The following is a 17,732-nucleotide window of genomic DNA, read 5'->3' as shown; positions in this document are numbered from 1 at the left end:
CGGTGGCAGTGCTCGTAGCGTCCGCGCGCCCGCTCGAAGCGGATGAAGCGGGAAATGTGCGGCCAATTAGTGGGGTAGAGGAAGGCGTGCTCAGGACGGATCGGCATTGGTCCTCTCCCCTTCCCTGCCGACGCATGCCGAAGGCGCGCGGGCGTCCGGCGCTCGAGTCGGCATGAAGCGGTAGACCGTCCCACGCGAGATGCCGAGCTGGCGCGCGATATGCGCTGGCCTCACGCCGTCGGCCGCGAGCTTGCGCACGGCTTCTGGATCGATGCGCGGCTTGCCGCCCTTGTAGGCACCGCGCACTTTCGCCGCTTGGATCCCCTCGGCCTGGCGTTCCTTGCGCAGGTTCGTCTCGAACTCGGCGAAGACACCCAGCATGTCGAGGAGTGCCTTGCCCGCCGCGGTGCCGGTGTCGATCGGCTGCTCGGTGGCCTTGAGCGACACGCCCCTGCCCTTCAGCTCGTGGACGATGTCCTGCAGGTCCTTCATCGATCGGGCGTGCCGATCGATGCGCGTCACCACCAGCGTGTCACCCGCGCGCAGGAAGTCGAGCAGGATCTGGAGTTCGGTGCGCGAGCCGCGCTCGGCGCCCGACTTCTTCTCCGATCGGATCGTCTGGCACCCCGCCGCGCGAAGCGCCGTCTCCTGGATGCCGAGGTCCTGATCGATCGTTGATACGCGCGCATAGCCGAAGAGCGTCATGCCGGGCCTTTCTGTTCAACCAGCTTCTAGACCCACACGGTCGAGTGTTCGATATGTCTGCGATCGACCCTGATTGAACGGGAAAGCTGTTCCAGCCAACGTGTTCAGTGAGTGTATGATCAGCTAAGCATAGCTCGCTTCATGTTTAGCCTGAACTTAGATGGCGGCGATATTCTTCGATTCAACGGTGGGCCATTTCGGCAAGAAAGTCCTGCACCAGTTCGACCCGTCGCGGCGTGTGCCGTTTGTCGAGACGAACGATGTAGAGTGGCGCTTCTTCCGCGCGCCACTCATGCAGCACCTCCACAACGCGACCGTCCTGCCATTCGGTCGTTCCCATGAATGCCGGGCCATAGCCGATCCCCAACCCCGCGAGGATCATGTCCCATGCCGAGTCGGGATCATCTGAGATATGCTTGGGCCTCGGAGGATGACGGACAGGCTGCCTGTTGAACGGATCTCGAAAAACCCAGCTATCGAGCTGCTTCGACACAGGGCTGCGGAAGCCCACCAGCGCATGCACTTTGAGCTCCGACGGGGTGGAAGGCAGGCCATGGTCGCTGAGGTACTGCGGGGCGGCACAGGCAACCCAGGGAAAGGTGCAGATCTTACGGGCGAAGTGACCCGGAAGGCCGGCGATGCTGCCAGTACCCAGTGCCAAATCGACGCCTCGCTGGGCGAGATTTGAGAAGTCGTCCGCCTCCTCGCCCTCAATCGCGATCTCGATGTTTATGTAGAAACGAAGGAAGGTCGGGCATGATGCACCGCCGGAACAAGGCGCCAGCAACGCTGATCCTCACTCGGCCTGCAGCGCCGCGATGACCAACGTCAGCAAAAGCGGCTTCGGCAGTCTCCACCTCCTCTAACAATCGCTGACCGACGGCGAGAAGACGATCACCCTCCGGCGTCAGCGAAAGGCCGTGGGTGGAGCGGTTCAACAGCCGGGAGCCATGTGCCTCCTCGAGGCGGCGTACCGCCTTGGACATCGCCGATGTCGTCGTGTTCGCCCGCCGTGCTGCTTCAGAGAACGATCCGGCGTCGACGATGCAGACGAGCCAGAGCAGCTGCGTCAAGCTCGAAGGCAACGTTGGATGTGACATCAGGTCAACACTGACATGCAGCAGTCCTGGCTACAAGCGAGCACGGAATCAGCCGAGATCACAGCCGTCGGCGGCACGATGCAGCCGACGGGCACCTTTCTTGGGGCCGCCGCAGACATGGAGATTCATTATGCGAAAACCTGGTCGGCAAGGATGCGGCGGCAGCTGGCGAGGAATCGCTCTCCCTCCTCGGTCAGCGAGAGCCGGCGTGTGGTGCGCGTGACCAGTCGCGCCCCGACCCGCTCCTCTAATCGCTGCAATGCCGACGTTACGGTTGAAGGGGATAGCCCTTGCGCGCGCGCGACCGCCGACAAGCTGCCTAGATCGGCAACGGCGACATAGAGACGTAGCAGATTGAACTGGTCCATTCTTCACCTTGGCCGAAAGGTGATTGCTCTTGTACGCGGATTATTCAGCGGCGAGTAGCGCCTATCTCCGTCTCATCAGGATCGAACGGAGCAAGCAATATGACGGAGACCAGTTCGCAGGCGACCCGCGGCGGTGACGGGCTGGGCGCCCTGATCGGTGCCAAGGTTTTCATCGTTGGCGCCGGTTCAGGGGTCGGGCGCGCGATTGCGAGCATGGCGGCCGCGCGCGGCGCCAAGGTGGCGCTGGCCGGGCGCAGCCGCGATAAGCTGGATGCGACCGCTGCAACGCTGAGTGGTGCCGTGCTCGGGGTCTACGCGCTCGATCTCACCGACCGCGAACAGGTTGAGGCGGCGGTCGCCGAACACGGCCCCTACGATCACATCGTGACAACCGCGGCCGACCTTACCTATGGGCCATTCACCGGGCTAACGGACGCGCAGATCGAGGGGATGCTCGCCTCCAAGTTCTGGGGACCGATCAACCTCGGACGCGTCGCCGACAAGCATCTTGCTCCGCAGGGTAGCCTGCTGTTCTTCTCGGGTCTCGCTGCGTACCGGCAGGGGCCGGGGTCATCGATCGTCGGGGCGGTCAACATGGCGCTGGAGAGCCTCGCAGCCGCCCTTGCCATCGAACTCAAGCCCAAGCGGGTCAACGTCATCTCGCCCGGTGTCGTAGATGCGAGCTCTTGGTCGAGCATGGGCGAAGACGAACGCGCCGCTTTCTTCGCCGACGTTGCCGGCGGTCTTCCCGTTGGGCGCATCGGTAAGATCGAGGACGAGGCGCACGCCGCGCTCGCGGTAATGGAGAATGGCTTCATCAACGGCACCGTCGTGAACGTCGATGGCGGTGGCCGGATCGCCTGATCGATCATTTATTCCACAGGCTGAACATCACGACTTCAGGAGAAACAGCATGGCAGACAAGCATATCCTGGTGGCAGGTGGGGCAGGCGTCGTTGGGCGGACCGCGATCGACGCGTTCGAAATTGCGGGCTGGTCCGTCACCACGCTCAATCGCGATGACACCGCATTGGGCAAGGGCCCTCACATTCCGGCCGACCTGCTCGACCCCAACGGTCTTGATGCGTCGAGCGACAAGCTGAAGACGGTCACCCACCTGTTCTACGCGGCGCTCAAGCCCAATGCCGATCCGGGCGTGGAGGCGGACGAGAATGCGGCGATGCTGGAGAACCTCGTCGCTGCGCTGCGTCGCGCGGGCGCGCCGTTGGAGCGGGTCACCTTCATCCAGGGAGGCAAGGTCTATGGCGCGCAGCTTGGCGTCTACAAGACGCCGGCTCGTGAGGACGACAGCCGCCACTTCCCGCCCAACCTCTATTTCCGGCACGAGGATTTCGCCCGCTCGCTCGAAAAGGAAGGCATCCGCTGGACCGCGCTGCGCCCCGACATTGTGATCGGTCACTCGCTCGGATCGGCAATGAACCTCGGCAACCTCATCGGGGTCTACGGTTCGCTCTGCCAGGCGACGGGCACTGCGTTCCAGTTCCCTGGGACCGACACCGCGTATCGCAACGTGCTAGTAAACGTCACTGGTGCGGATGTGCTGCGTCGCGCGGCACTCTGGTCGGTCGAGAACGAGGCGGACGGCGCCTACAACATCACCAACGGCGACGTTTTTCGTTGGTCGCACGTCTGGCCCAAGCTCGCGGCCTGGTTCGGACTGGAAGTGGGCGAGCCACAACCGATCTCGCTGGAGCAGCGGCTCCACGCGATGCGGCCGGTGTGGCGCGATCTTGCCAAGAAGAACAATCTGGCGGAAGCGGACATCGATCGCCTCGCGCCGGGCGCATTCGGCGACTTCATCTTCAACGTCGAGGCAGACGCGATCTTCGACGTGACCAAGGCTCGACGCGCAGGATTCGCAATGAACGAACGGTCCGACGAGGTGCTGATCGCGCAACTGAACGACATGCGTCAGCGCAAACTGATCCCCTGACGGCACGAACGTGGCGGGCGTGACCGCACCCCGCCACGACCCCATCCGGCGGCTAGCACTCGGCTACGACACCCCACTCGACCAGCGCGGGCAGAACCTGTCGCTTGGCCAGCGCCAGCTGCTGAGCATCGCGCGCGCGCTGGTCGTCGACGCCGCCATCCTGATCCTCGACGAGGCGACGGCGAGCATCGATTCGGCGGCCGAGGCCGAGATCCAGCGCGCGATGCGAACCCTGCTCGCGGGCAGGACGAGCCTCGTGATCGCGCATCGGCTCGCCACCCTGCGCGACGCCGACCGGATCGTCGTGCTGCGCGACGGCCGCATCCTGGAGCAGGGAACGCCGTCGGCGCTGCTGGCGAGCGGCGGACTCTACGCGACCCTGCACCGACATAGCCAGGCCTCCTTCGAGGCAGCGGTGGATGACGACCGGGCCGCGTACCGGAGTCGGGCGAGCGCGTGTTGTTCGTCAACGGGAGCTTCACCAGCCGGATCGACGACATGGACGAGGCCGAGGGCGCCGCTCTGCTCGCGCACCTGCTGGATCGCTTCAAGATGCCCGAGTACCAGGTGCGCTTCCGCTGGACGCCCAACGCCGTCGCGATCTGGGACAGTCGCGCGACCCAGCACTATCCGGTGGCCGACTGTTGGCCGGAACGCCGCCGCATGGAGCGGGTCACGATCCGGGGAACGAGGCCGTACTGATCGGGAGGGTCGCGCCGCGGATCCGCCGCGTTGACCGACAAGCGGACTCCTCGTCGACCGATCGGCGGCGTCCGGGTGATCGATGGACCGATGACCCGAACACCCGGCTCGAGCTGCCCCCCTCAGGCCACCTTGAGGTCCGGTAGCCGCGCCGGGCGCAGCTGACGGCTGGTGCGCCCGTCGACCGAGACCGGCGCCTCGCCGTGGATGGTGACGCGGCGGACGATGCGGCGCTGATCACCATAATCGTCGATCGCGTAATGCTGCGTCGCCTGATTGTCCCACATGGCGATATCGCCCTCGCGCCACACCCAGCGGCAGGTGTTCTCCAGCCGCGTGACATGCGCCTGGAAGGTCTCGAACAGCCGCCGCGATTCGCCGGTGCCGAGCCCGACGAAGCGCTTGAAGAAGGCGCCGAGGACCAGCGCGCGCTCGCCCGTGAGCGGGTGCACCCGGACAAGCGGGTGCTCGGCCTCGTAGACCGTCGAGACGAACTCGGCCTGATAGGCGTCGGTGTCCGCGTCCTGCTCGGTCTGATTGGCGGCATAATCATAGTCGTTGCTGTGAACCGCCCATAACGTGTCGGCGAGCGCGCGCAGCGGCGCCGGCATGCGGGCATAGGCTTCGACGGTGTTGGCCCACACCGTGTCGCCACCGACCGGGGGGATCGTCACCGCGCGCAGGATCGACGCGGCGGGATAGCTGGTGACGAAGGTCAGATCCGTGTGCCAGACGTTCGACTTGCCGCCGTGCTTGGAGTCGAGCTCGAGCAGGAAATCGCCGACCTGCGCCGGCGCGGTCGGATGCGTCGTCGGCGCGCCGAACCTCCGCCCGAGTGCCTGATGCCCGGAGTCGTCGAGGTGTTGCTGGTCGCGGAAGAACAACACCTTGTGTCGCGAGAGCGCGCGGCGGAGCTGATCGACGGTGACCTGGTCGAGCGCCGCGGAGAGCCAGACGCCCTCCACGACCGCGCCGATCCGTCCCGCAACCGGGCGGAGTCGTAGCGGGATCGTCGGGTCGGTCGCGTTGGGTAGGTTGATGCCTTCGGCCATCGTCATCTCTCCTAAGCTACCATGATGGTGGGACGGGGTTGGGCCGCCTGTCGCGCGCTCAGCAGCCACGCGCGGACAATCTCGACCGCGCTGTCGGCGCCGCGGTCAGGGTGTTCCACGACGTGATAGCCGCGGTCGCTGCGCAGCGGCGCGTCGGTCAGCCGCACCAGCCCGCCCGCGGCGATCAGATCGTCGATCAGCGGCGCCCAGCCGATGCAGACGCCGCGACCGAGCAGCGCGGCCTGGAGCACCAGCTGGAAGTTGTCGAAGGCAAGGCCGTCGTCGCGACGGTCTTCCGCCAGGTGATGCGCCGCGTGCCAGTCCGACCAGGTGAACCAGCGTCCCTTGGCGCCGCCGCGGAGGTGAAGATGCCGCAGTTGCGCGACCTCGCGCGGCGGCAGCGCGCCGGCCGCCCCCGCATAGGCCGGGGAACAGACGGGATAGACTTCCTCGGGGAAGAGCGAGGTGGCGGCATAGCCGCTCCAGTCGCCGCGGCCGAACATGACCGCTATGTCGAAGTCGTCACTCGCCGCGGCGACGTCGGCCTGGGTCGTCGCAATCCGCACCTCGATGCCGGGCAACAGCCGCTCCAGCTCGGACAGCCGCGGCATCAGCCACCACGCGGCGAAACCGAAGTCGGTCAGGATCTGCAGCACCTTGCGCCCGGCATGCCGGCGTGCCCGCTCGACCCCCAAGGAGATCGCGCGCAGTCCTTGTTCGACGTCGGCGAGCAGGGTGGATCCCGCCGCGGTGAGCTGCACGCCGCGCGCGCCGCGCTCGAACAGCGCGACACCCAGATCGTCCTCCAGCTCGGCGACCTGCTGGCTGACCCGGGCCTGCGACATGGCCAGCTCGCTTGCGGCCGCGGTGAAACGACCGTGACGCGCCGCGGCCTCAAACACGGCCATGTTCCGCAGCGGAAGGCGGTGAAAGCGCGGTGCGATAAGCTCCACTTATACCCTCCTTAAGAAACGCTTGGGTGCTCGCCTCGGCCGGATCAGTCTACCAAATACCTACCAAGCTGGTAGAGAATATGGAAGCACCCCGCTGAAGCGCAGCTTTCAGCCCAGCGACCAGGCTCAGCGGCGCTTCGGCGTGATCACGCCGGCAACATGGGGGATTTCAGATGCTGCTCTCGCTTCTCGGCACCACCGCGCTCGGCGCGGTCCTGGCGGCGACGGCCGCACCCGCCGCCCCTGTCCCGAACGCGGAGGACCGCGCGACCGCGACGGAGACGGGCGGCGAAGTCGTCGTCACCGCCACCAAGCGCGCCGCCCGCGCGCAGGACGTGCCGCTGTCGCTCACCGTGGTCGATGCTGACACGATCGCCGAGCAGCACCTCAAGGACGGGATCGCGCTGGCGCGCCAGACGCCCAACCTGGTCGCCGAGTCGGCGATGGGCGCGGCGATGCCGCGGTTCCGCCTGCGCGGCATCGGCACCAACGACTTCACCCCCACCACCGCGTCACCCGTCGGCATCTACGAGGACGAGGTCTATATCAGCGCGGCCTCGGGTCTCAGCCGCCCGCTCTACGACCTCGACCATATCGAGGTGCTGCGCGGCCCGCAGGGTACGCTGTGGGGAAAGAACACCACCGCGGGCGCGATCCATTATGTAACGACCAAGCCGAGCGGGACTTCGTCGGGCCAGGCGCAACTCAGCTACGGTACCGACGACACGCGCGAGGCCGAGGCGGGCCTGGGCGGGCCGCTCGGCGAGTCGCTCAGCTACCGCGTCGCCGGCGTCTACAAGCATCGTGACGGGCAGTTCTTCAACGACGCGACCGGCCGAAGGGCCGGCGGCTACGAGATCTGGGACCTGCGCGCGCAGCTGCGCTGGGAGCTGGCGCCCGGCGCCACACTGCTCATGAAGGGGCACGGCGGCCGCACGCGACAGGATCAGCCGCTCCAGCACGTCGGGATCCTCGCCGGCGGCGCGGACAGCGACGGCTATGTCGAGCGGGCCAATCGCGACGCGCTCAGCAACAACGGCGGCGGCTATACCTCGGCGCATCGCGCGGGCGTGGACGCGCAACTCGACGTCGATCTCGGCGGCGCCACGCTGACCAACATCGCCGCTTTCGAGTGGGCCGACTCGCTGATCTACTCCGACGACGACGCCAACCCGATCTCGCGCTACCACGAGCGCTACGGCGGTGGGTCGCACACGTTCACCGACGAACTCCGCCTTGCCTCGCCCGACACCGACCGGCTCGGCTGGATCGTCGGCGGCTATTACCTGCATGATCGTACGAACAGCTTCGGTCAGCTCGGCCTCTACAGCCCGACCAATTTCGGCGTGAATGGCATCGCCTATGACCTGGACGTTACCACCGACAATCTCGCCGGCTTCGCCAGCCTGAGCTATCGCGTGACGCCGCGCCTCAAGCTCGTCGCCGGCGCGCGCTACACGTGGGAGCGCAAGGGGATCGAGGGGCGCGCCTTCGAATATGCCACCAACCCGAACGACGTCTTCGACAGCCGCGACGAGACGATCGTCTACGTCGACACCCGCGCGGGTCGATCGGTGGACGAGACGGGCGCTCCGCTCGTCCCCGTCGCGCCGCACCGCGCGTGGCGCAAGCTGACCTGGGACGCGTCAGCTGACTATGCGCTGTCCGACGCCGCGCACCTGTTCGCGCGCGTGGCGCGCGGCTTCCGCTCGGGCAATTACAACACCTATATCGCGACGCCCGGCGACCTCTCGGTGTACGACCCGGAGACGCTCACCTCCTACGAGGCCGGGATCAAGACCAACCTGCTGGACCGGCGGCTGACGCTCAACCTGACCGGCTTCCACTATGATTTCGACGACATGCAGGTCACCGTGCTGCAGGACGCCGGCACCCGCACGCAGAACGCGGCCGCGGCGCGGGTCAACGGGCTGGAGCTCGAGGCGGTCGCGCGGCCGCTCGGCGGGCTCAGCCTGACCGCCGGTTGGGGGTACCAGGACTCGCGCTACAAGGACTTCGCTGACGCCTCGGTGCCCTTCCCGATCAACCGCGGCGCCCCGCTCGACCTGTCGGGGCAGCCGCTCGAGCGCGCGCCGCGCCACACCGTCAACCTGGCCGCGAGCTACGAGACGCCGCTGGGCACGGGCACGCTGCGGCTCAATACCGACTGGCGCTATACCAGCCGCTACCGCTTCCACGTCTGGTCCGAAGCCACCAACAACGATCCGGCGCCCTTCCTCGCCGACGCGGCGATCCGCCAGCTCGTCCGCGACACGTTCAGCCAGGACGATCTATGGCTCGGCAACGCCACCGTCGCCTATCGGCTGCCGGGCGGCGTCGAGGTGGCCGCCTGGGTCCGCAACCTGACCGACAGGGCGTACAACACCAATGCATTCGGCATGTTCTTCAATCGCTCGATCAGCACCTACCCGGGCGAGCGGCGCACCGCGGGTGTCTCGCTGGGCTATCGCTTTTGACTCCCGCGGTGCGCCCGGCGCCAGCGTGGCGGCTGCTGCTCGGCATCGGCGCCGCAACCGCTGCGGCGCATATCGGCAATAACTTCAGCACCTATCTAATCGGCGGTCTGATCGACCGCTACGGCTTCTCCCCGGCGGCCATGGGGGCGTGGAGCATGACCGAGACGCTGTCCTACGCCGCGGCCATGTTCGTGATCGCGCCGCGGGCCACCACGGTCCGACCGCGCGGGCTGGCGATCTGGGCGGGGCTGCTCGTCGTCCTCGCGCAGGCAGCGGGCGCGCTGGGCGGCGGCTACGCGCTGCTGCTGCTCACCCGGGTCGGCACGGGGATCGGCTTCGGCCTCGCGAATGCCGCGGTCAACCTCGCCGCGGGGACGACCCGGCATCCCGCGCGCGCGATCTCGATCGGAATCACATGCCAGACCTTGCTGTACGCGGCGGTCAATATCGTGCTGCCGCTCGTCGGCAGGCAGGGCGGGGTCGCGGGCATGTTCCTGGCGCTCGCGGCATTGTCCGCGGTGCTGACCGTCGTCGCGTCGGCGCTACCCGGTCGACCCGTCGCCGCGCGCGACGCCGCGCCGCTGCCCCGAACGCCGCTGGGCGCGGCGGAGCGGCGCGTGCTGCTCGCGATGGCGCTGTTCACCTTCGGCAGTCTGGCGATCTGGCCGTTCATGGAGCGAGCCGCCCACGCCATCGGCATCTCCGCGGTCGCGTTCGGGCGCTATCAGAGCGCCGCGACACTCGCCAGCGCGCTCGGCAACGTCGTCCTGGCGGCGATCGTCGGCCGTATCCGCGGCGACGTGGCGGTGGCGCTCGCGCTGGCCACCTGCGGCGCCGCCTGCTGCGCGCTCACGCTCTCCAGCGCCGCCTGGGCCTTCGCCGTCGCCCTGGTGGCCTATAATGTCGCCTGGTTCGTCAGTTACCCGCTGCTACTCGGGATCGCCTACCGGGTCGATCGGAGCGGGCGCCTGCCCGTGCTCTGCTCGGCGGTGTGGCTGACGATGACCTCGGTCGGGTCGCTGCTGACCGGGATCGTCGCTCAGGTGCTGGGCAGCTACGCGCCGGTCGGGCCGCTAGGCCTGGTCTTCTGCCTGCTCGCGGCGGCCTGCGCGGTGCCAGTCGCCGATCGTGCGCCCGCGTCCAACCCGACGCTCAGTGCCGCGCGCCCGAGAACAGGTTGATCACTATGGTGCCCGCCAGGATCAGGGCGATGCCGAGCAGCGCTGCCCCGTCGAGCCGCTGGCGGTACACCAACAGGCCGACGAGCGAGATCACCACGATGCCGATGCCCGACCAGATCGCATAGGCAATGCCCATCGGAATGACGCGCAGCGCAACCGACAAACAGTAGAAGGCGGCGACGTAGCCTAGGATGACGATGATCAAGGGGATTGGCCGCGTGAAGCCGGAGGCCGCCTTCAGCGCCGAGGTGGCGACGATCTCGAACCCAATCGCCCCCGCGAGATAGAACCAGTGCAACTGTAATCCCCCTACCCGCAGCTTGACGGTAGTAGCTGAGTACCATCTCGTCGCGGCAAGAGGACTCCTACTGCTCCCGACAACGACGCCGCTTCGCTGCCCCGCCTAGCCTCACCAATTGCGCCGATGAGTGCGCTTGACCCATACCTCAAGCAGACCGACAGCCGCCTCTCGGCTTGCTGTCGCGTCCTTGGGACGAGTTGAGCGGCTTGGTCAGCCCAATCAGCTAAGGACGGCTGCGCGGGCCTGATCTGCCCGGCTCGATCAGCGGATTGGGCCTCACTGGCGCTCTCCACATGATGGCAGCTGCTGAAGGAGCAGAACTCCTTTCCCCTCGTTGCTGAGCCACAGGGTTTCGCGGCGGCAGAAAGACAACATGGACCTAGAGCAGATCCTAGCGGACATAGCCGGCGAGATCGACCGGAAGGCCGTCGAGATCGAGGGAGCTGCGGACGCCAAGGTGCCTGATGCGACACCTGGGCCCTTCGGCATCGCGATCGCTCACAAGGACGGCGTCGTCGTATCAGCAGGCGCAGCGAACCGCTTCCCGATACAGAGCATCGCCAAGGTGTTTGCGTTGGATCTGGCGCTGCGGGCTCTTGAGGATCGCGTGTTCGAGAGGGTGGGGAAAGAGCCCTCCGGCGACCCTTTCAACTCGCTCGTTGATCTGGAGAGGAACGAAGGTTTTCCCCGCAACCCCTTCATCAATGCAGGCGCGTTGGTCGTCGTCGACATGCTGGTGGAGCAGCACGGTGCAGCAGCCAGGGATGCGGTGCTTGACCTGGTACGCGATCAGACCGGCGACGACGTCGAGCTGGACGAGGCGGTCCTCACCGAAGGCGGCGACCTGAACCGGGCGATGCTCAGCTTCATGCGTCACCACGGCAACATCGGGGGCTCGAGCGACGACGTCATGGACGCGTACGCTCGACAGTGCGCCATCTCGGTCGATGTCGAGGGGCTGGCGCGCGCCGGGCGCTTCCTTGTCGGAACACGCCTTGCGCCAGACAATCCCGCGGAGGATTGTCGCGCTCGTCAGACCAGAACCGTGCTCGCGCTCATGATGACGTGCGGTCACTACGACGCGTCAGGCGACATCGCGGTACGCGTGGGACTTCCGGCCAAGAGCGGCGTGGGTGGCGGCATCCTGGCCGTGGCGCCAGAGGTCGCGGCGATCGCGACATGGTCGCCAAACCTCGACCAGCACGGCAACTCGATCCTCGGCGTTCGCGGGCTCGAGATGCTGGTGGCGCAAACGGGATGGTCGGTCTTCGGTCCGCCATCGCTGGCCGCGTGACCGCCATGCGTCGTTGCCGCATCTCCGCCACTTGGGACCTATGACCGAGCAGACGATCCTCCTCGACGTCCATGGACTCGCCAAGTCGGTACCCGGGCCGCGACGATTGTTTCAGTCGCTGAACCTCCAGGTGGCAGCCGGCGAGCTCGTCGCAATCATCGGTGAGTCGGGGGTGGGCAAGTCGACGCTGCTGAACATTCTCGCCGGCCTAGACGAGGCCGACGAGGGATCTGTCGCGATCGGCGGCACGGTGCTGGGCTCGCTGACCGAGACGGCACGGACCCGGCTGCGACGAGAGCGCATCGGCTTCGTGTTTCAGGCCTTCCACATACTTCCCTATCTTACGCTCCTGCAGAACGTCGCGCTGCCGCTCGCGCTGACGTTCCCCGACGGCTCGGCGGCGAACGCGCGCGCCGCCGAGATGCTCGCGGCTGTCGGCCTGGCCGATCGTGGAGAGGGCTACGCGCGCGACCTGTCTGGCGGCGAACTCCAGCGGGTCGCGATCGCTCGAGCGTTGGTTCACCGACCCGCGTTGATCCTGGCGGACGAGCCGACCGGCAACCTCGATCCCGAAACCGCCACCCGCGTGCTCGCCCTGTTTGCGAACGCCGTGCGGGAAAATGGTGCAGCCGGCGTGATGGTCACGCACTCGGACGCGAGCGCCGCGATCGCCGATCGGGTGCTGACGCTTCGCGCGGAAGGGTTGGTGGAGCGACGTGGCCGCTGAGCCCGGCCTCCTGTCAGCACGACTGGCGCTCGGCTGGCTGATCGGCGGGGAGTGGCGCTTCCACCCCGCCCGCTTCCTCACGACCGCGGTCGCGATCGCCGTGGGTGTAGCGCTCGGATTCGCCGTCCATCTCGTCAACGGCTCGGCGCTGGCCTCGTTCGACGGGGCCGTTCGCGGCGTGAGCGGCGCCGCCGAACTGTCCGTGCGCGCGACGAGCCCGCTCGGCGTCGATGAGCGGCTCTACCCGCGCGTGGCCGGCGCCGCGGGCGTGCTCGACGCCAGTCCCGTCGTACGGCTGGATGCAAGGATCGGAGGCGCCAAGCTGACGCTGCTAGGCCTGGATGTCTTGCGCGCGGGCTCGGTGACGCCGTCGCTCGTCGGCATCGCACCGCGCGGACCGGACACGGGCAGCGACGCCGTCTTCGATGAGACGTCGCTGTTCCTGTCGCGCACCGCCCTCGCTCAGGCTCACGTTGCCGTGGGCGACCGCGTGACCGTGACGGCGAACGGTCGTGCCGTGCCCCTGCATATCGCCGGTACGCTGCCTAGCGCGGACGCGGAGGCCGCGCTCGGAGTAATCGACATCGCTGCGGCTCAGTGGCGCTTCGGGCGGCTCGGCAGGATCGATCGGATCGACCTGCGCCTGTCGGACCGCGCGGTAGCGGAGGCCTCGCTCGCGCGCCTGCTCCCCGCCGACGCGATCCTGTCGTCGGAAGCCGCACGCGGCGCACAGGGCTCCGCGCTATCGCGAGCCTATCGTGTCAACCTCGACATGCTGGCGCTCGTGGCGCTGCTGACAGGCGGTTTCCTGGTCTACTCGGCACAGTCGCTGGCCGTCGCGCGACGCCAACGCGCCTTCGCCCTGCTCCGCACGCTCGGCCTGTCCCGCAGCGGCGTCATCGCGGCGGTCATCGTGGAAGGCGTGGCGATCGGCATCGTCAGTGCGCTCGCGGGACTCGTCGGCGGCTATGGGCTCGCCTGGGCGGCGCTGCACTGGTTCGGCGGCGATCTTGGCGCAGGCTACTTCGGAGGCGCAAGGACGCGCGTCGTCTTCCAGCCGGTCGCCGCGGCGAGCTTCTTCGCGCTGGGATTGTCAGCCGCCGTGCTCGGCAGCGCGATCCCGGCGCGCGCCGCGGCGCGCGCCGCACCTGCCGCCGCGCTGAAGAACGCCGGTGACGTCCTCGACCCGCGTCGGCCTGCCTTGTGGTGGCCTGCGGCCCTGCTCCTCGCCGCGGGCGCGGCCGCGGCCCTGCTGCCTACGGTGAGCGGCCTCCCCTTGTTCGGCTTTCTCGGCATGGCGCTCATGCTGGCCGGCGGCGTTGCCGGCGTGCCGTGGTTCGCGCGGACCATCCTTCAGCCGCTGGCGAAGCGTATGGTGGGAAGCGTGCCATCGCAGCTTGCCGTGCGACACCTGTACGGTGCGCCCGCTGAAGCCGCGACCGCGCTGTGCGGGATCGTCGCATCCACCGCACTGATGATCGCCATGGTGACGATGGTGACCAGCTTCCGGGGAGCCGTAGACACGTGGCTCGGTCAGGTTCTCGGCGCCGACCTTTATCTGCGCACCAATGCCGGCGCGAGCTTCGACCCTGCCACTCGCGCGCGTCTCGCCGCGACGCCCGGCGTCGGACACCTAGCCTTCAGCCGACAACTGCCTCTGACGATCGCAGCGGACCGTCCACCCGTCAGCCTGATCGCGCGGCCTGAGCGCGATGGTCGTGATCCCCTCCTTGTCCTGATCGAGCGCGCTCCCACGATGCCGACCGCGGCGCTGCCGGTCTGGGTGTCCGAGCCGGCGCAACGGCTCTACGGCTGGGAACCAGGTGAGACGATCACCCTGCCCCTCGACGGCGGAACTCGGTTCATGATCGCTGGCGTGTGGCGTGACTACGGTCGCCAGGCCGGCGCCGTACTGGTCGACGAGACGGATTATCAGAGGCTGACCGGCGACGAGGGGCGCGATGAGGTGTCGGTCATGATCTCGTCCGGCAGCGATGCAGATATCGTAGGCAAGGCCATGGCGGAGCGGTTGCCGGCCGACCTTCGCCGGCAAGTGGAGATAACGCAGCCAGCGACGCTGCGGCGAATGGCGCTGACGCTCTTCGATCGCAGCTTCGCGGTCACATACCTTCTGGAGGCGGTAGCGATCCTGGTTGGTCTCGCGGGCGTGGCCGCGACCATGTCGGCGCAGACGATCGCGCGCGAGCGCGAGTTCGGCATGCTCCGCCACCTGGGCCTGACGCGCGGGCAGCTCAGCGCCATGCTCGCGACCGAGGGCGCTCTGGTCGGCATGACCGGCGCACTCGCCGGGATCGGGCTGGGTCTGATCCTCGCACAGGTGCTGATCCATGTGATCAACCCGCAATCCTTCAACTGGACCATGACAACGCAGGTGCCGGTGGGCACGCTGCTTGGCGTAGCAGCGGCGCTGACTGGCGCCGCGGCCGTAACCGCCGTGCTCGCCGGTCGCCGTGCGACCGCGAAAGATGCCGTGCAATCCGTAAGGGAGGACTGGTGATGCGAACGCTGCTTGCAGGCGGCTTGGCAGCGATCGCTGTCGCGGCACCTGCGATCGCTCGCTACCCTGTAGTGCGCCCGGGGATCACGCTCGCCTTCCCCGCTGATCACGGTGCACACCCGGCGTTCCGTACCGAATGGTGGTACGTCACCGGGTGGCTGCGCACCGAGGCGGGAGAGGATCTCGGCTTCCAGGTCACTTTCTTCCGCACCCGACCGCCCGTTGATGGACGCAACCCGAGCCGCTTCACCGCGAGCCAGGTGCTGTTCGCGCACGCCGCGCTGTCCGATCCATCGACCCGCCGCCTGCGCCACGGCGAGCGCGCCGCGCGCGAGGGCTTCGGCCTGGCAGCGGCGCGAACCGGTGACGCCGACATCCGCATCCGCGACTGGCGACTGCGCCATGCGCCGGACGGACACTGGGCCACCCGCGTCGCCGCAACCGACTTCACCCTGGCGCTCGCCTTCCAGCCGACGCAGCCGCCGCTGCCACAAGGCGCGCGAGGGTACAGCCGCAAGGGCCCGCGCCCCGAGCAGGCGAGCTACTATTACTCGGTGCCGCACCTGCGCGTCTCTGGGCGCGTACGACGCAACGACCGCGATGTCGCTGTCACGGGCGAGGCGTGGCTCGACCGGGAGTGGTCGTCGGACTACCTCGCCCCTGAGGCGCAGGGTTGGGACTGGACCGGGCTCAACTTCGACGACGGCTCTGCCCTGATGGCATTTCGCATCCGTCGCAAAGGCGGCGGCACACTGTGGGCCGGCGGTTCGCTGCGGCGCCCGACGGCGCCATCAGCACGCTGGGACCTCGCGACGTCGCGTTCAGACCCTTGGCGACGTGGCGCAGCAGCGCCACCGGCGCGGTCTACCCGGTGTCGCAGGAAGTGAGCGTCCGCGTAGACGGCCGGGTCGTGCGCTGGCGCCTTACGCCGATGTTCGCCGCGCAGGAACTCGACGCTCGGCGAAGCGGTCTGCCGGTCTATTGGGAAGGGGCGGTGCGGACGACCCGCGGCCGCGGCTACCTCGAACTCACCGGTTACGATCAGGCGCTAAGGATGTGATCACGATGGCCGATGACGCCGATCTCCCCGCCGAGGCCTTTGCTCGCCAAGACGAAGGTGACGACCTCGCCTTCTACGCCCTGCCCCGGCTTGTCACGCACATTGACGAGGGCGCGGTTGCCGCGCTGACGGCCCGCTATCGGGAGCTGCTGCCCGAGCAGGGCCGCGTCCTCGACCTCATGTCGAGCAGGGTCAGCCACCTGCCGGACGATCGCACCTACGCCGAGGTCGTAGGCCACGGCATGAACGAGCGCGAACTCTCCGCCAATCCACAGCTCGATCGATGGTTCGTCCAAGACCTGAACCGCGATCCCGCCCTGCCGCTCGCCACCGCCATGTTCGATGCCGCCCTCTGCTGTGTCGGCGTCCAATACCTGCAGCGGCCTATCGACGTCTTCGCGGAGGTGCACCGCACGCTGGGCGAGGGCGCGCCATTCATCGTCAGCTTCTCGAACCGCTGCTTTCCGGCGAAGGCCGTGGCGATCTGGCGCGGGCTCGATCCAGCCGGGCACGCCGCACTGATCGCGTTGTACCTGGAGCGCGCGGGCTTCCGAAGTAGCTCAATCGAGGCCCTTGCTGACGGACGACGAGGCGACCCGCTCACCGCTGTAATAGGCGTCGCCTGAGATCGACTTCGGCTAGGATATCCATATCGATATCCTATCCCCTTTCTTGCGCATATGTTTGCGCCTGTACCGACCACGCAATACGAGGTGCTTCTCAGTTCCTGCCGTCCCTCCTCGTTTGACGACCGCCGATTGCTGCAGCGAGCATAGCGGCGAGCGCTTCCTCTGCTCTTTGCCTTAACGCAGGTTCGGTGGATGACAGATCCCGGCGGATCCAGTCAGGTGTCCGGCTCACAACAGCGGCAATCAAGTCCAGCTGCTCCTGCGTCATGCGTCAGTTTTCCCTTTTGTTCTGGCGCTCGCTGACTCATAGAATCGACATGCCGATACGTCCCGAGAACCGCTGGCTCTACCCGATCGACTGGGAGCAGCTGTCGGCGTCGGTGCGCTTCAAACGCGCGAGGGCGCGGTGCGATCATTGCGGTCGCCCTCACCTACGAAGGGTGATCCACCTGGGAGATGGCAGATGGTGGGACGCCGACGCCGGGTGCTGGAGGTCGCATCTGGGAAAGCGAACAGCGCTGTCTGGCTATCTCGCACTCTCGGCGATACGGACGACCAAGGTCGTGCTCGCTTGCGCCCACCTCGACCACGATCCCGGCAACAATGCGCGCTCCAACCTGGCTGCGCTCTGCCAGCGTTGTCACCTGGTCCACGATGCAGCGGAGCACCGTTGGCAGCGTTGGTGGAACAGGTTTCGGCGTCGAGCCATGC

16 protein-coding genes and 3 pseudogenes are annotated in these 17,732 nt (G+C 67.5%); 11 read left to right on the top strand and 8 right to left on the bottom strand.

The features are described from left to right. Positions 1–90: 90 nt before the first annotated feature. The 4 genes from FHY03_RS18155 to FHY03_RS18140 all read right to left on the bottom strand — a co-directional run bounded on the left by FHY03_RS18155 (position 91) and on the right by FHY03_RS18140 (position 2,173). Positions 91–705 (bottom strand): recombinase family protein, encoded by a 615-nt coding sequence (locus tag FHY03_RS18155; protein WP_183931940.1) that lies wholly within the window; start codon positions 703–705, stop codon positions 91–93. Between the two features lie 181 nt (positions 706–886). After that, complete coding sequence (locus FHY03_RS18150; protein WP_183931939.1) at positions 887–1,492, bottom strand: substrate binding domain-containing protein; 606 nt, start codon at positions 1,490–1,492, stop codon at positions 887–889. Then, positions 1,416–1,778 (bottom strand): LysR family transcriptional regulator, encoded by a 363-nt coding sequence (locus FHY03_RS18145; protein WP_183931938.1) that lies wholly within the window; start codon positions 1,776–1,778, stop codon positions 1,416–1,418. The genes FHY03_RS18150 and FHY03_RS18145 overlap by 77 nt, the downstream gene beginning before the upstream one ends. A gap of 155 nt (positions 1,779–1,933) precedes the next feature. Then, complete coding sequence (locus tag FHY03_RS18140; RefSeq protein ID WP_183931937.1) at positions 1,934–2,173, bottom strand: LysR family transcriptional regulator; 240 nt, start codon at positions 2,171–2,173, stop codon at positions 1,934–1,936. A 99-nt stretch (positions 2,174–2,272) separates the two neighbouring features. Between FHY03_RS18140 and FHY03_RS18135 the strand changes: the two genes are divergently transcribed. From FHY03_RS18135 to FHY03_RS20785, 4 genes and pseudogenes are all read left to right on the top strand, one after another. Then, a complete protein-coding gene (locus tag FHY03_RS18135; protein WP_183931936.1) occupies positions 2,273–3,037 on the top strand; it encodes an SDR family oxidoreductase in 765 nt (254 codons plus the stop codon). 49 nt (positions 3,038–3,086) lie between these two features. Continuing rightward, complete coding sequence (locus FHY03_RS18130; protein WP_183931935.1) at positions 3,087–4,127, top strand: NAD-dependent epimerase/dehydratase family protein; 1,041 nt, start codon at positions 3,087–3,089, stop codon at positions 4,125–4,127. A gap of 10 nt (positions 4,128–4,137) precedes the next feature. After that, a pseudogene (locus FHY03_RS21440) lies at positions 4,138–4,254 on the top strand (hypothetical protein); the annotation flags it as partial. 323 nt (positions 4,255–4,577) lie between these two features. Next, positions 4,578–4,829, top strand: a pseudogene (locus tag FHY03_RS20785) (TauD/TfdA dioxygenase family protein); the annotation flags it as partial. A 122-nt stretch (positions 4,830–4,951) separates the two neighbouring features. On the opposite strand, the gene FHY03_RS18120 reads toward FHY03_RS20785, so the two are convergent. After that, a complete protein-coding gene (locus FHY03_RS18120; protein WP_183932004.1) occupies positions 4,952–5,881 on the bottom strand; it encodes a TauD/TfdA family dioxygenase in 930 nt (309 codons plus the stop codon). A gap of 11 nt (positions 5,882–5,892) precedes the next feature. Then, positions 5,893–6,789, bottom strand: coding sequence for a LysR substrate-binding domain-containing protein (locus FHY03_RS18115; RefSeq protein WP_183931933.1), 897 nt, complete (start codon positions 6,787–6,789; stop codon positions 5,893–5,895). Between the two features lie 218 nt (positions 6,790–7,007). Between FHY03_RS18115 and FHY03_RS18110 the strand changes: the two genes are divergently transcribed. Next, positions 7,008–9,311, top strand: a complete 2,304-nt coding sequence (locus tag FHY03_RS18110) for a TonB-dependent receptor (protein WP_183931932.1) — start codon at positions 7,008–7,010, stop codon at positions 9,309–9,311. 8 nt (positions 9,312–9,319) lie between these two features. After that, positions 9,320–10,492, top strand: coding sequence for an MFS transporter (locus tag FHY03_RS18105; RefSeq protein ID WP_183931931.1), 1,173 nt, complete (start codon positions 9,320–9,322; stop codon positions 10,490–10,492). On the opposite strand, the gene FHY03_RS18100 is transcribed toward FHY03_RS18105, so the two are convergent. Further along, positions 10,464–10,790, bottom strand: a complete 327-nt coding sequence (locus tag FHY03_RS18100) for a multidrug efflux SMR transporter (RefSeq protein WP_183931930.1) — start codon at positions 10,788–10,790, stop codon at positions 10,464–10,466. The two genes, FHY03_RS18105 and FHY03_RS18100, sit on opposite strands and share 29 nt — an antisense overlap. A 376-nt stretch (positions 10,791–11,166) precedes the next feature. Here FHY03_RS18100 and glsA point away from each other — a divergent pair, with 376 nt between their 5' ends. The 5 genes and pseudogenes from glsA to FHY03_RS18075 all read left to right on the top strand — a co-directional run bounded on the left by glsA (position 11,167) and on the right by FHY03_RS18075 (position 17,018). After that, positions 11,167–12,087, top strand: coding sequence for a glutaminase A (glsA, locus tag FHY03_RS18095; RefSeq protein WP_183931929.1), 921 nt, complete (start codon positions 11,167–11,169; stop codon positions 12,085–12,087). Positions 12,088–12,127: 40 nt separating this feature from the next. Further along, positions 12,128–12,814, top strand: a complete 687-nt coding sequence (locus tag FHY03_RS18090; protein ID WP_183931928.1) for an ABC transporter ATP-binding protein — start codon at positions 12,128–12,130, stop codon at positions 12,812–12,814. Further along, on the top strand, positions 12,804–15,332 hold the full coding sequence (locus FHY03_RS18085) for an FtsX-like permease family protein (protein WP_183931927.1): 2,529 nt from the start codon (positions 12,804–12,806) through the stop codon (positions 15,330–15,332). Before FHY03_RS18090 ends, FHY03_RS18085 begins: the two co-directional genes overlap by 11 nt. Next, positions 15,332–16,392 (top strand): annotated as a pseudogene (locus FHY03_RS18080) (lipocalin-like domain-containing protein). Before FHY03_RS18085 ends, FHY03_RS18080 begins: the two are co-directional and overlap by 1 nt. 5 nt (positions 16,393–16,397) lie before the next feature. Further along, positions 16,398–17,018 (top strand): methyltransferase type 11, encoded by a 621-nt coding sequence (locus FHY03_RS18075; protein ID WP_183931926.1) that lies wholly within the window; start codon positions 16,398–16,400, stop codon positions 17,016–17,018. 94 nt (positions 17,019–17,112) lie between these two features. On the opposite strand, the gene FHY03_RS21370 is transcribed toward FHY03_RS18075, so the two are convergent. After that, a complete protein-coding gene (locus tag FHY03_RS21370) occupies positions 17,113–17,289 on the bottom strand; it encodes a DUF6771 family protein (RefSeq protein ID WP_311722269.1) in 177 nt (58 codons plus the stop codon). Between the last annotated feature and the right edge of the window lie 443 nt (positions 17,290–17,732).

Source organism: Sphingomonas sp. BK345, assembly GCF_014193845.1.
In the GTDB taxonomy this organism is placed as follows: domain Bacteria; phylum Pseudomonadota; class Alphaproteobacteria; order Sphingomonadales; family Sphingomonadaceae; genus Sphingomonas.
This window is presented reverse-complemented; position numbering and strand designations above follow the sequence as displayed.